16 protein-coding genes are annotated in these 12,902 nt (G+C 56.8%); 6 read left to right on the forward strand and 10 right to left on the reverse strand.

Annotated elements, in window-relative coordinates:
• The first annotated feature begins 88 nt into the window (after positions 1–88).
• From ACM6IN_RS27655 to ACM6IN_RS27665, 3 genes are all read left to right on the forward strand, one after another.
• A complete protein-coding gene (locus ACM6IN_RS27655) occupies positions 89–691 on the forward strand; it encodes a peroxiredoxin (RefSeq protein ID WP_003227723.1) in 603 nt (200 codons plus the stop codon).
• Between the two features lie 218 nt (positions 692–909).
• Positions 910–1,380, forward strand: coding sequence for a Panacea domain-containing protein (locus ACM6IN_RS27660; protein ID WP_007916669.1), 471 nt, complete (start codon positions 910–912; stop codon positions 1,378–1,380).
• Positions 1,381–1,383: 3 nt separating this feature from the next.
• Positions 1,384–1,797 (forward strand): hypothetical protein, encoded by a 414-nt coding sequence (locus ACM6IN_RS27665; RefSeq protein ID WP_414917060.1) that lies wholly within the window; start codon positions 1,384–1,386, stop codon positions 1,795–1,797.
• A gap of 58 nt (positions 1,798–1,855) precedes the next feature.
• On the opposite strand, the gene rnt is transcribed toward ACM6IN_RS27665, so the two are convergent.
• Positions 1,856–2,533 carry a ribonuclease T gene (gene rnt, locus ACM6IN_RS27670; protein ID WP_007916667.1) on the reverse strand — a complete coding sequence of 226 codons (678 nt, stop codon included), beginning with the start codon at positions 2,531–2,533 and terminating at the stop codon, positions 1,856–1,858.
• Complete coding sequence (gene pyrC, locus ACM6IN_RS27675) at positions 2,530–3,576, reverse strand: dihydroorotase (protein ID WP_414917061.1); 1,047 nt, start codon at positions 3,574–3,576, stop codon at positions 2,530–2,532. The genes rnt and pyrC overlap by 4 nt, the downstream gene beginning before the upstream one ends.
• Positions 3,577–3,736: 160 nt before the next feature.
• Between pyrC and ACM6IN_RS27680 the strand changes: the two genes are divergently transcribed.
• On the forward strand, positions 3,737–4,645 hold the full coding sequence (locus ACM6IN_RS27680) for a flagellar protein MotY (protein WP_007916659.1): 909 nt from the start codon (positions 3,737–3,739) through the stop codon (positions 4,643–4,645).
• Positions 4,646–4,774: 129 nt separating this feature from the next.
• Entirely contained in the window at positions 4,775–5,992 is a 1,218-nt protein-coding gene (locus tag ACM6IN_RS27685; protein ID WP_007916658.1) for an argininosuccinate synthase, read from the forward strand.
• A gap of 132 nt (positions 5,993–6,124) precedes the next feature.
• Here the strand turns inward: ACM6IN_RS27685 and ACM6IN_RS27690 are convergent, their stop codons facing one another.
• Complete coding sequence (locus ACM6IN_RS27690; protein ID WP_123376498.1) at positions 6,125–6,841, reverse strand: hypothetical protein; 717 nt, start codon at positions 6,839–6,841, stop codon at positions 6,125–6,127.
• A 505-nt stretch (positions 6,842–7,346) separates the two neighbouring features.
• On the opposite strand from ACM6IN_RS27690, the gene ACM6IN_RS27695 reads away from it, so the two are divergent.
• Positions 7,347–7,973, forward strand: coding sequence for a response regulator transcription factor (locus tag ACM6IN_RS27695; protein ID WP_007916656.1), 627 nt, complete (start codon positions 7,347–7,349; stop codon positions 7,971–7,973).
• A gap of 89 nt (positions 7,974–8,062) precedes the next feature.
• Here the strand turns inward: ACM6IN_RS27695 and ACM6IN_RS27700 are convergent, their stop codons facing one another.
• The 7 genes from ACM6IN_RS27700 to ACM6IN_RS27730 form a co-directional block, all read right to left on the reverse strand.
• On the reverse strand, positions 8,063–8,239 hold the full coding sequence (locus tag ACM6IN_RS27700; protein ID WP_007916654.1) for a PA3496 family putative envelope integrity protein: 177 nt from the start codon (positions 8,237–8,239) through the stop codon (positions 8,063–8,065).
• A gap of 106 nt (positions 8,240–8,345) precedes the next feature.
• Entirely contained in the window at positions 8,346–8,984 is a 639-nt protein-coding gene (gene nth, locus ACM6IN_RS27705; protein ID WP_007916652.1) for an endonuclease III, read from the reverse strand.
• Positions 8,981–9,550, reverse strand: a complete 570-nt coding sequence (locus ACM6IN_RS27710; RefSeq protein ID WP_414917062.1) for an Rnf-Nqr domain containing protein — start codon at positions 9,548–9,550, stop codon at positions 8,981–8,983. The genes nth and ACM6IN_RS27710 overlap by 4 nt, the downstream gene beginning before the upstream one ends.
• On the reverse strand, positions 9,547–10,152 hold the full coding sequence (locus ACM6IN_RS27715) for an RnfABCDGE type electron transport complex subunit G (protein WP_414917063.1): 606 nt from the start codon (positions 10,150–10,152) through the stop codon (positions 9,547–9,549). The genes ACM6IN_RS27710 and ACM6IN_RS27715 overlap by 4 nt, the downstream gene beginning before the upstream one ends.
• Positions 10,149–11,132, reverse strand: coding sequence for an RnfABCDGE type electron transport complex subunit D (locus tag ACM6IN_RS27720; RefSeq protein ID WP_414917064.1), 984 nt, complete (start codon positions 11,130–11,132; stop codon positions 10,149–10,151). Before ACM6IN_RS27720 ends, ACM6IN_RS27715 begins: the two co-directional genes overlap by 4 nt.
• A complete protein-coding gene (gene rsxB / locus ACM6IN_RS27725) occupies positions 11,119–12,327 on the reverse strand; it encodes an electron transport complex subunit RsxB (RefSeq protein ID WP_414917065.1) in 1,209 nt (402 codons plus the stop codon). Before rsxB ends, ACM6IN_RS27720 begins: the two co-directional genes overlap by 14 nt.
• A complete protein-coding gene (locus ACM6IN_RS27730; protein WP_414917066.1) occupies positions 12,324–12,893 on the reverse strand; it encodes an electron transport complex protein RnfA in 570 nt (189 codons plus the stop codon). The genes rsxB and ACM6IN_RS27730 overlap by 4 nt, the downstream gene beginning before the upstream one ends.
• Positions 12,894–12,902: the final 9 nt, after the last annotated feature.

The following is a 12,902-nucleotide window of genomic DNA, read 5'->3' on the forward strand; positions in this document are numbered from 1 at the left end:
GAAGGGGGTTCGTGTCACAGGGCTGTCGCCTGAGGGTGGCAGGCTGGCGCGGACCCTGAACTTCAAGTTTTTACACCAGGAGATATCAATGAGCGTACTCGTAGGCAAACAAGCCCCTGACTTCACCGTCCCGGCCGTACTCGGCAATGGCGAGATCGTTGACAGCTTCACCCTGTCCTCGGCCATCAAAGGCAAATACGGCCTGGTGTTCTTCTACCCACTGGACTTCACCTTCGTCTGCCCGTCCGAGCTGATCGCTCTGGACAACCGCATGGCCGACTTCAAGGCGCGCAACGTTGAAGTGATCGCTGTGTCGATCGACTCGCACTTCACTCACAACGCATGGCGCAACACGCCTGTGAACAATGGCGGCATCGGCCAGGTGAAATACACCATGGCTGCCGACATGAAGCACGACATCGCCAAGGCCTACGACGTTGAATCCGAAGGCGGCGTAGCTTTCCGTGGCGCGTTCCTGATCGACGACAAAGGCGTTGTCCGCTCGCAGATCATCAACGACCTGCCGCTGGGCCGTAACATGGAAGAGCTGATCCGTCTGGTCGACGCTCTGCAATTCCACGAAGAGCACGGCGAAGTCTGCCCTGCCAACTGGAAAAAAGGCGACAAAGGCATGAACGCTTCGCCAGAAGGCGTTGCTGCTTACCTGACCGAGAACGCTGCTGCCCTGTAAGGCGCAACGTCGAGGTACAAAAAAACCGGCCCTAGTGGCCGGTTTTTTTATGCTCGGGATTGTGAGCAGCAATCTCTTGGCATTATTTGTTTCAAATGCCCGGGAAAAAATACTGGATGACTGAACAGTGGTTGGATAGGGTGATGGTCAAGCGATAACGGGTGAAGAGGGCGATTACCCTGGCCTGAATCGCGCCTCACTTCAGTAAGGACGGTGCAATGGATTGCATGATGCAGAAGGGGATTCAAATGCCGAGTAGCTTGGACGTTGCGGATTATTTCCTCTGCCTGGAAGGGCATGAGGGCGAGATCTCCAATCTCAAGATTCAAAAAATGGTTTATTACGCGCAAGGGTTCAGTCTGGCAGTCCATGGCGAGGCTCTCTTCCCTGAAAAGCTGGAAGCGTGGATGCACGGGCCAGTGGTTCCGGATCTGTATCGAAGATTCAGCCAATTTGGATCGAGTGCCATTCCTCCTCCAAGTGATTTCAATCCCGATGTTTTCAGTACCAAACAACAAACTCTGCTCAACGAAGTGTTCGACGTTTATGGCCAATTCTCGGCGTGGAAACTGCGTCAGTTGACGCATGAAGAGGCTCCATGGCGTAGAAACTTCAAGGAAGGGGAGTTCAGCCGAGAAATTCCCGCCTGCGAGATGCAGGAGTATTTCCGGGAGCATTTGGTGAACTGAAAAATGGCCAAGTTCAAACGCAGGGAACGCGATGCGGCGGTGATAGTAACGGCACGGACGTCCACAATCGAAATGGACTCATCGGAAGCCCGACCTCCGGTTTTCTCATTTGAGTATTTGCAGAATGGCTGGTGCATTCAGGATTGTGAGGCCGTCGAACGGTCGAAAATGCTTGAGCGTCTCAGGATCCTGGGAAAGATGCCTTGGAGAGAATTGCGCAAGGAGCATAGGCATCGGTATGGATGTGAAACAATTGCGAGAAACAGCCTGAAAGTGGGGATACCTGCTTTTTTAACAGGTGATGTCAGGTTGTTGGTGTTTCGGGCTTTCGAGCGTGTAGCGATGGTGGGTTACAAGAACCATCGGGTGTTTTACGTCGTGTGGATTGATCGAGAATTTAAGCTCTATAAGCATTAACAAAAAAACCGGCCCAAGTGGCCGGTTTTTTTTATGCGAGGGATTTACTCAACGAGGATCAGTCGTCGAAATCTTCCCAGCCGCCCATCTGTTTCCAGCGGTTGACGATGCCGCAGAACAGCTCAGCGGTTTTCTCGGTGTCGTAACGCGCTGAGTGCGCCTCACGGCCGTCGAAATCGATGTCGGCAGCCTGACAGGCTTTCGCCAGTACGGTTTGACCGTATGCCAGACCGGCCAGCGTCGCGGTGTCGAAGCTGGAGAACGGGTGGAACGGGTTGCGCTTCATGTCCAGCCGCGCAACGGCCGCGTTGAGGAAGCCAAGGTCGAAGCTGCTGTTGTGGCCGACCAGAATCGCGCGCTTGCAGCCATTGGCCTTCAACGCTTTGCGAATGCCACGGAAGATGTCGGTCAACGCGGTTTCTTCGCTGACGGCCATGCGCAGTGGGTGATCGAGCTTGATTCCGGTGAACTCCAGCGCCGCTGCTTCGATGTTGGCGCCTTCGAACGGCTCAACGCGGAAGAAGTAAGTGTGATCCGGGTAAACAAAACCCTTTTCATCCATGGCGATGGTGGTCGCGGCAATCTCCAGCAACGCATCGGTGGCCGAGTTGAAGCCGCCGGTTTCTACGTCGACGACAACCGGCAGGTAGCCGCGAAAGCGTGCTGCCATCGGGTGACGGGAACCGCCACCGCCACTTTGACCGTCCAGTTCGTCGTCGAAATGGTCTTCACTCACGCGTGTTCCTCCAGCAGGCGCCAGCGCAGTTTTTCACCGGCGCGCAGCGGGATAACGGTCAGCTCGCCGAATGGCAGGCTGGTCGGGGCGGTCCATTCTTCACGGACCAGGGTGATGCGATCGGTGTTTGCCGGCAGGCCGTAGAAACGCGGACCGTTGAGGCTGGCGAAGGCCTCGAGCTTGTCCAGCGCGTTACGCTGTTCAAAGGCTTCGGCGTACATCTCGATGGCGGCGTACGCGGTGTAGCAGCCGGCGCAGCCGCAAGCGGCTTCCTTGGCGTGCTGCGCGTGCGGCGCCGAGTCGGTACCGAGGAAGAACTTCGCGCTGCCGCTGGTGGCGGCATCGAGCAAGGCTTCCTGATGCGTGTTGCGCTTGAGGATCGGCAAGCAATAGAAGTGCGGCCGAATCCCGCCCACCAGCATGTGGTTGCGGTTGTACAGCAGGTGATGCGCAGTGATGGTCGCGCCGACGTTGGCCGAAGCCTCGGTGACGAACTGCACGGCGTCGCCGGTGGTGATGTGTTCGAACACCACTTTCAGCGTCGGGAAGCGCTCGACTACGCGGCGCATGTGCTCATCGATAAAAATCTTTTCGCGGTCGAACACATCGACGTCGCCACGGGTGACTTCACCGTGGATCAGCAGCGGCATGCCAACTTCGGCCATGGCCTCGATCGCCGGCAGAATCTTGTCGATGCTGGTCACGCCGGAGTCGGAATTGGTGGTTGCGCCGGCCGGGTACAGCTTGGCGGCGTAGACAAAACCACTGGCCTTGGCTTCACGAATTTCTTCGGGCTGGGTGCGGTCGGTGAGGTACAGCACCATCAGCGGCTCAAAGCGACTGCCGGCCGGGCGGGCAGCGAGAATCCGCTGGCGATAGCCGTCGGCTTCAGCGGCGTTGCGCACCGGAGGTACCAGGTTGGGCATGATGATCGCGCGGCCAAAAGTGCGCGCAACATCGGCAACGGTATTGGTCAACACGGCACCATCGCGAAGATGAATGTGCCAGTCGTCGGGACGCAGCAGGGTCAGGCGGTCGGACATGAGGGGATTCCAGGCGGGTCAAACTGAGGCGAATGCTACCGGAAAAGACTCTTGCAGGCACTCGCTATCAAGTTTTGCGGGAACCTTCCGATATCCCGTAGGTATGCCGTAAACATAGTGTGAATCGGTCTTTGTGTTTCAGAAGCCAATGGAGCCTCCCGTGCGCCAGCGTTATTTAGCCTTGCTCAGTGTGTTTGCCAGCTTTCCCGCGATGGCGCTCACGTACCAGACCCGTCTGGAGAACATTGAGTGGACGGTCGCCGGCGACAAGTTCGAATGTCGTCTGACCCAGCCAATCACCGATTTCGGTTCGGGTGAGTTCGTGCGCAAGGCCGGCGAGCAGGCGATATTTCGTCTGAATGCCTACAACGCCATGCTTGGCGGCGGTTCGGCGACGTTGCTGGCGGCGGCTGCGCCTTGGCAGCCGGGTCGTGGTGACATCAATCTCGGCTCTGTGAGGCTTGGCAGTGGCAACGTGCTGTTCAGCAGTTCGCAGTCGCAGGCCGGCGGTTTGATCAGCGGCCTGCTGGACGGACGGAGCCCGGTCGTGCGTCGCGCGTCTGGCGATGGCCGTGTCTCGGAAGTGCGTTTATTGCCGGTGAAATTCAGCAAGGCGTTTAACGACTATCAGACCTGTGTAGCGAAATTGCTGCCGCAGAATTTCGACCAGATCAAGCAATCGCAGATCGGCTTCCCCGGCGAAGGCGTTGATCTGGACGCCGCCGCCAAGGCCAAGCTGCAAGTGATGCTCGAATTCATGAAGGCCGATCCGACGGTCAATCACATCGAACTCGATGGCCATTCCGACAACAGCGGTAATCGTCTGACCAACCGTGAACTGTCGCGCCGCCGAGCGCTGGCAGTGGTCGACTTCTTCAAGGCCAATGGCATCGCCGAATCGCAGATCACAGTACGTTTCCATGGTGAACAATACCCATTGGTTCCGAACACCAATGCGGCCAACCGGGCGAAGAACCGTCGGGTTGCGGTGAAGCTTGCACGCGTGGCGCCAACCACCGCTCCAGCGCCTCAGGCGAGCACCCCAGCCAGCACTGCAGCGACTTCCTGACCCGCCGGTCATCGTCGCGCTGTCGACAGATTCTGTCGCTTTGTCGTCTTAAGCTGTCGCGCCTCTGTAAATTATCGCGTTTGAGCGGTAGACTCCTCGGCTTTCCGTAGAACCCCGTGGAGTGATGGCATGGCGGACGTAAACAAGGTCGTTCTGGCGTATTCCGGCGGCCTGGACACTTCGGTGATCCTCAAGTGGCTGCAGGATACTTATAACTGTGAAGTGGTGACCTTCACCGCTGATCTCGGTCAAGGCGAAGAGGTCGAGCCGGCCCGCGCCAAGGCTCAGGCCATGGGCGTCAAAGAAATCTACATCGACGATCTGCGCGAAGAATTCGTGCGTGATTTCGTGTTCCCGATGTTTCGCGCCAACACCGTTTACGAAGGCGAGTACCTGCTGGGTACTTCCATCGCACGTCCGCTGATCGCCAAGCGTCTGATCGAAATCGCCAACGAAACCGGCGCTGACGCCATTTCCCATGGCGCTACCGGTAAAGGCAACGACCAGGTGCGTTTCGAACTGGGTGCCTACGCACTCAAGCCTGGCGTTAAAGTGATTGCCCCTTGGCGTGAGTGGGACCTGCTGTCCCGCGAGAAGCTGATGGACTACGCCGAGAAGCACGCGATCCCGATCGAGCGTCACGGCAAGAAGAAGTCTCCGTACTCGATGGACGCCAACCTGCTGCACATCTCCTATGAAGGCGGCGTGCTGGAAGACACCTGGACCGAGCACGAAGAAGACATGTGGAAATGGACCGTCTCCCCGGAGAACGCTCCTGACAAAGCGCAATACCTGGAACTGACCTACCGCAACGGCGACATCGTTGCACTGGACGGCGTCGAAATGACTCCGGCCACCGTGCTGGCGACACTGAACAAAATCGGTGGTGCCCACGGTATCGGCCGTCTCGACATCGTCGAGAACCGTTACGTCGGCATGAAGTCCCGTGGTTGCTACGAAACCCCGGGCGGCACCATCATGCTGCGCGCTCACCGCGCCATCGAATCGATCACCCTGGACCGCGAAGTCGCTCACCTCAAAGACGAGCTGATGCCGAAATACGCCAGCCTGATCTACACCGGTTACTGGTGGAGCCCAGAGCGTCTGATGCTGCAGCAGATGATCGACGCTTCGCAGGTCAACGTGAACGGCGTTGTGCGCCTGAAGTTGTACAAAGGCAACGTGATCGTCACTGGCCGCAAGTCCGACGATTCGCTGTTCGATTCCAACATCGCGACCTTCGAAGAAGATGGCGGTGCTTACAATCAGGCTGACGCTGCGGGCTTCATCAAGCTCAACGCGCTGCGCATGCGCATTGCTGCCAACAAGGGCCGCAAGCTGTTCTAAGCGTTGCAGACTGACGTGCAATGAAAAGGGCGGCCTTGTCATCGAGACAAGGCCGCCCTTTTTGCTTGATTCTTTGGCGGTTTCTGTTCGGGTCATGTTCAGGTTTTCGCACGTGTGGCAACGACTCTGCCTTCATGCTCGCCCCAGTAGTGTCACCGCTTGTGAGCAAAGGTTATAAACAATACACAGCGTGTTGCCAGAGCCTTTTTTTATGTGCCTGATTTGCAGCAGTGCATTTTGCGTCAGTAAAACATCGGACACATGATTGGAAAGAAAGACGACCACACGGGCAGTTTTCCTGTCCAGGTTGCGGATATTCTCCACTATCGTGGCTAACTCTCTCGATGCATCGACATCCCTGGCGTCTATGAGATGGAGATTGCTGATCGACGCGGGCAACTGAATGTTGTGCTGAACAATCAGGCTCGGTTTTGCGTTGATGTCCGCAGGCGGGTCAGGTGCGTTGTGTACTTTGCACGAGTCTTTGCATTCGACAGTGCCCGATTCGCTCGGCACGATACAACTGGAGAATCCGAATGTACCTGGTGTGACAGGTTCTTGCATCGAGGTGTTTCGTTTGTTCTCGCGATCATTGATATCGATTACTTTCAGGAAGTTCTTGTCTTTGCCGAAATCGGAAGGTGAATAGAGGGAGCGGTAGTTGAAGTTCAAAGTGATAAAGAAAAGAAATAACAAATAAAATGGAAAGCTGATCAAGAACCACACATAAATTTCCCTGTCCTCGTTGTCAAGGAAAGGCAGAGACACGGCGGCTGATGTTTCAGAAATGGCCGCAAATATGGCAATGACGGTCATTGGATTGCTAATCTTCTTTTTGATTTTTAGCATGTTTGTACTCTTTGGTCTGGTCTTGCTCATGGTTAATAAGTTCGTATTGTCTGGATGTAGTTAGTGGTGTTTCAGTGTTTATTTTTATAGCAAAATTATAGGGCTTGGTATAAATATCTTGTTTCAGGTGTTTATGTTTTTCTCGACGTTATAATGCCGATGCGGCCGCTGTTGCCAGGTGTTTCCAATATCCCGATATTTTTCAGTCGCGCGCATATGCCCCGGCGCCAATGCCGTTCGGGCACAATGAACTGCAGCGACGAGGCGTGTGTTTTTTACCGGTAGTCGTAGTCCGTAACAGGTTGAAAGAGAAATTTTTCCTCCGGCAAAAGCATATGCGGCGTCGGATGTTTAGAGGGGTAGAGGTTTTTTGTAGGATTAATCCGCGATGGATGTAGGGCATGTCTCTCGATGCAAGTGCGTGTTAACACTGGCATGCCATAGAGCAAGTGACTGGGCTATTGTGCGTGTTCTAAAAATTCGAACAGCGAAACTGGACTTGCCCATGAATAAAGTGCTGATCGTGGATGATCACCCTGTCATTCGTCTTGCGGTACGTATGCTGATGGAACGTCATGGCTACGAAGTCATCGCAGAAACTGATAACGGTGTGGACGCGTTACAACTTGCTAGAGAACAAATGCCGGATATTGTCATTCTGGACATTGGAATACCAAAACTTGATGGTCTGGAAGTTATCGCACGCCTGACCTCAACGGCCATGCCTATTAAAGTACTGGTTCTGACTTCCCAGGCTCCCGGGCACTTTTCCATGCGCTGCATGCAATCGGGTGCGGCCGGCTATGTGTGCAAACAGCAGGACTTGACCGAGTTACTCAGCGCAATCAAGGCCGTATTGTCCGGCTACAGTTATTTTCCCAATCAGGCTCTGCATACCGTGCGTACCAGTCTGGGCAATGCAAGTGAAGCCGATATGGTGGATCGTCTGTCCGGTCGGGAGATGATGGTGCTGCAGCAGTTGGCGCGGGGCAAAACCAACAAGGAAATTGCCGATGGCATGTTTTTGAGCAACAAAACCGTGAGCACCTACAAGACGCGCTTGTTGTTGAAGCTCAATGCGCGTTCTCTGGTTGATCTGATCGAATTGGCGCAGCGTAATGGTCTGGTCTGAATCCATCGATGGCTGACAGGGTCATGGGCCGATCAAACTCAGCTAGCCGCACAAAGAGAAAAGCCTCCGGTTCGGGAGGCTTTCAAGTATCAGTCATCAAAATCGTAATCGGCCAATTGCTTTTGCAGTCGGCGCTCCTCAAGCAGGTTATCGATCGTACGGCGCTTGCTGAGATTGGTTTTGGCGACTTCGACCACAGGTTCGGCGTCATCAGTTTCTGCAGCGATATCGTCATCTACATCCAGTGGCTCTTTGTCGCTACTCATAAGCTAACTCCCGGCTAAGAATGCCTTTGGCGCCCCTTATATCGACATTCCTGCAGCGGGTAAAAAAGATTTTTTCAATCGACTTATCAATTATTCCAATAGCCGGTCAATCGTCAGAAGTTTTGTCTTTGTACTCGCACAAGTCTTCGATCCGGCAACTCCCACACCGTGGCTTGCGGGCCAGACACACGTAGCGACCGTGAAGAATCAGCCAGTGATGAGAGTCGAGCAGGAATTCCTTGGGTACAAATTTCATCAGCTTGTTTTCCACTTCAACCACATTTTTGCCCGGTGCAATGCCGGTGCGGTTGCTGACGCGAAAGATGTGGGTGTCGACGGCCATGGTCAGTTGGCGGAACGCTGTGTTGAGTACGACGTTGGCGGTCTTGCGGCCTACTCCTGGCAAGGCTTCGAGCTCTTCACGGGTTTGTGGAACCACACTGCCATGGCGTTCGACCAGCAGGCGGCAGGTTTCGATGACGTTCTTGGCCTTGCTGTTGTAGAGACCGATCGTTTTAATGTATTCCGATAGACCTTCGACCCCTAAAGCATGGATCGCCGCCGGCGTATTGGCCACCGGAAACAGCTTCGCCGTGGCTTTGTTGACGCCGACGTCAGTTGACTGCGCCGAAAGAATCACCGCGATCAACAGCTCGAACGGCGAGGAGTAGGCCAGTTCGGTCTTTGGCTCCGGATTGTCTTCGTGCAGGCGGCGGAAAATCTCCAGACGTTTTGCTGCATTCATGAGCGATGCGTTTCCTTGGATATCGAGTTCGGGCGATTCCACGCCTGACGGGCCGCGAGCAGCAGACCCAATACAATAAAGGCGCCGGGCAACAGCGTTATCAGATGCAGCCCAGCGCCGAATAAAACAAGACCGGAACCATGCTCGAACAGCCCCCGGCCAAGGCTGCCCTGACCGATGAGTTCACGCAGCGCCGCGAGCCCCAGCATCAAACTGCCAAACAATGCGCAAAGTTTGAAGCGCTGGGCCAGCGGTCGGTCGAAGAAACCGTGGTGCTCCAGCACCACGCACTGCAAGGCGATCAATCCGCCATAGAGACCGAACGACTGATGCCACGCCAAAAACCAGCGTTGCGCCAGAAGATCTGCACAACTGCTTAACGTTGCAGCAAGCAGCACACCGGCCAGCAAGGCACTCGCCTCTGTCATGCGCGGGCGCAACGGTGACATGCCCAACGCATAAATGCCCACCACAAGGACAAACATCAAGATCGTCCCCAATGCGCCGGCCAGAGAAACGGTGGTGCCCAGCAATAGCACCAGCATCAGTGAGTTGGACAGGTTCATGCTCCGCTCCCCAATAATGCCGTTCGATGCTCGTCAAAGTAACGCAACGCATCGTGGATCGCGTTGATGGCCGCGCGCGAAGTAATGGTTGCCCCGGCCATTTGATCGAATTGCCCCTGATCTTTTTTCAGTGCCCAGCCAGTGTCATTCGGTTCACCGCGTGATTTGCCGGTGAAAACCTGAAGCCAGCGGTTCGGCCATTCGCCAATCGGCCCGCCGAGTGCCGGGGTTTCGTTTTGCTTGAGGGTTTTCACGCCGAGCAACTTGCCGTTGGCATCGATCGCAATCAGCAATTCAATGGCCCCGGCGTAGCCCTCGGTCTGGTTACGCAGCAACACTGCAACGGTTTGACCATGCTTGGTTGCACGATAACCAGCCGCGAGCGTGCTATGGCTCAGACCTGTATCGGTCAGTGTAATCGGCTGGTCCAGCGGTTGGTTGTCGTAGCTGTCAGCGGGAAGCACGTCGAGCAGTTTGCGACTGTCGGCCCAGCGCTGCTCTGCAGCGATTTGCGGTGCACTGCTGCGTTGCAGCAGGTACGTCGCGCCAATGCCGACCACCGCCAACAACAATAACGTCAGTGCGCTGGCCGCGCGGTTCATGTGCTCACCTGTGGCTGACGACTCGCGGCAAACCGCTCCAGCGCTGGCACGCACAGGTTCATCAGCAGCACCGCAAACGCCACGCCATCCGGGTAACCCCCCCAGGTGCGAATCGCATAAGTCAGCAGTCCGACGCCGACACCGAACAGCAGGCGGGCAAGCGTGGTTTTAGCGCCGGAGACCGGTTCAGTGATGATGAAAAACGCGCCCAGCATGGTCGCGCCACTGAGCAGGTGGAGCAGCGGCGAACCCTGAGAGTCTGACCCGGAGCCATTCCAGAACAGCAGGCTGACAACAAACAGACTGCCGAGCATGCCTGCTGGTGCATGCCAACCGAAGACCCGGCGCTGCAGCAAAAACAACCCGCCGGCGAGAAACGCCAGATTCACCCATTCCCCACCGTGTCCGCCAAAGCGACCGAAGGCCGGATTACTGGTGAACAATTCGTCCATGGTCAGGCTCTTGTTGGTGCGCAGGCTGTCCAGCACCGTGGCCTGCGCCCAAGCGTCCGGCGCCTGACCTGCGCCGAATACCTGTTGAAACGTTGCCGTCAGATCCAGGCCATGGGCCGGCCATTGGGTCATCGGTTGCGGGAACATCACCATGATCAAGGCAAACCCGAGCATCGCCGGATTGAACGGATTTCTACCGACGCCGCCGTAAATGTGCTTGCCGAACAGCAGTCCCGAAGCAACCGCCATCACCGTCAGCCACCAGGGGCAATAAGGTGGCAGGGCGGCCGCCAGCAATGTTGCGCTGACCAACGCACTGCCGTCGCTCAACGCTGGCTGGATGGGCTGTTGACGCAGACGTGCGACGCCGGCCTCGACCATCAGCGCGGCGACGATCGCCAGCAGCAGATTGATCAGCACGCCCCAGCCGTACCACCAGAACAGCGCCAGCAACCCCGGCAAGGCGGCCAGCAGCACCAGCTTCATCGCCTGTTGCAGGCGATTGTCCGGTGTCTCAAGGGGCGACATGATCTTGTACCTGGCGCTCGGCGATTTGCAGGCGGACGCGGGCCTTTTCGAGGATTTCGGTGGGCGTGTCGGCGCGTCGTTCGAGTTTGTTGAGGTCCGCACGGGCGTAGGCCAATTCGGTTTTCAACTGACGAAGCTGGCTGTCGATCGGACGTTTTTCGACGCGCACCAAGTCAGGCAACGACTGATCGCTTGTGGCTTCGGCGGCGTGCAGGGCCTGTTCGGCGTCGCGCAATGCCTGCTCAAGCGCGGCGATCTGCTCGGGCGCCGCTTCGGCGGTCTGGGCTTTTTTCAGTTCAGCACGACGCATGGCCAACTGGATCTTGGCCCGTTTCAGATCGGCGTCTTTGGCGGGGGCAGGCACGATGGGCGCTGGCGCCGGGTTGCTTTCAAGTTTCGCCAGAGCCTGTTCGGCTGCTTCGAACTGCTGCTGCAACACGATCAGTTGCGTCTGCTGCTCAAATGTCGGCGGATGGCCGAAGGCTTTCAACGATTTGTGCAATTGCGCACGGCTCATCGCCACATCGATCTTGGCTTTCTTCAGCGCCGCATCAGCGGTCGCCGCTTTCTGCGCACGCACCCGTTCCAGTGCCGCCTGTACCGGATCGGTTGCGGCCACTTCAGGTTGCACCGTCCGTTTCGCCCGCGCTTCACGCTCAGCCTGCTTCTGTTGTTCTTCGCGTTGCAAGCGCTGGTTTCGGCGCTCGAAGCGTTGACGCGCGTGATCGCGTTTGGCCGCGCGCGCGCGCTGTTCTTCAAGACTGAAGGCCAGACCGCCCACGACCGGCAATGTGCCGAGCGGCAGCGGGTGCATTTCGATGCAATCGACCGGGCATGGTGCGACACACAGATCGCAACCGGTGCACTCGTCAATGATCACCGTGTGCATCAGTTTCGCCGCGCCGACAATCGCGTCGATCGGGCAGGCCTGAATGCACTTGGTGCAGCCAATGCATTCGGCCTCACGGATGAACGCCACTTGCGGCGGCGCCGAACCGCGACTGATGTCCAGTTCCAGCACCGGTACTTTCAACAGTTCAGCCAGCGCGGCGATGGTTTCGTCACCGCCCGGCGGGCACTTGTTGATCGGCTCGCCCTCGGCGATACCTTGTGCATAGGGCTTGCATCCGGGATGGCCGCACTTGCCGCATTGAGTCTGCGGCAGAAGGGCATCGATGCGTTGAATCAGACTCATGTTTTGATCAGTCCACTGAATCCGAGAAAAATCACTGCGATCAATCCGGCGCTGATCAGATCGATCGGCAAGCCGCGAAAGGGCAGGGGAATATCGTTGTCGGTCGTGCGTTCACGCAAATCCTGAAACAGGCTCAGCACCAGCCAGAAACCCAGTCCGGCACCGAGGCTCAGCGCTGTCGTCTGCAGCAGACCGCGATCGTTTTGCGCGTTGATCAGCACCAGCCCCAGTACACCGGCATTGCCCAGCAACAGCGGCCATAACCCGTCAAAAGGCAACTTTGGCAGCCAGCGCGCCAGTAGCTTTAACAGCGGCATGATCAGCAATACGCTCAGCGGCAGAAACACGAACAGGCGCAGGAACTCAAGTTGCAGCGGCACCAGCAGCCAATGCCAGATCGCGTAACCCACTACGCCTGTGATCAACATCAGACACAACGTCGCCAGCCCCAACGCATGCACCTGACGACGACTGCCCGCCAACAGCGGATCGACGCCCAGCGGCCAGTGCAACACGAAGTTGTTGAGCAGTGCAGCACTGATGAGCGTAAGCACAAGTTCGGTCATGGTTCTGCC

Source organism: Pseudomonas sp. IT-P395, from assembly GCF_949767675.1.
GTDB lineage: Bacteria > Pseudomonadota > Gammaproteobacteria > Pseudomonadales > Pseudomonadaceae > Aquipseudomonas.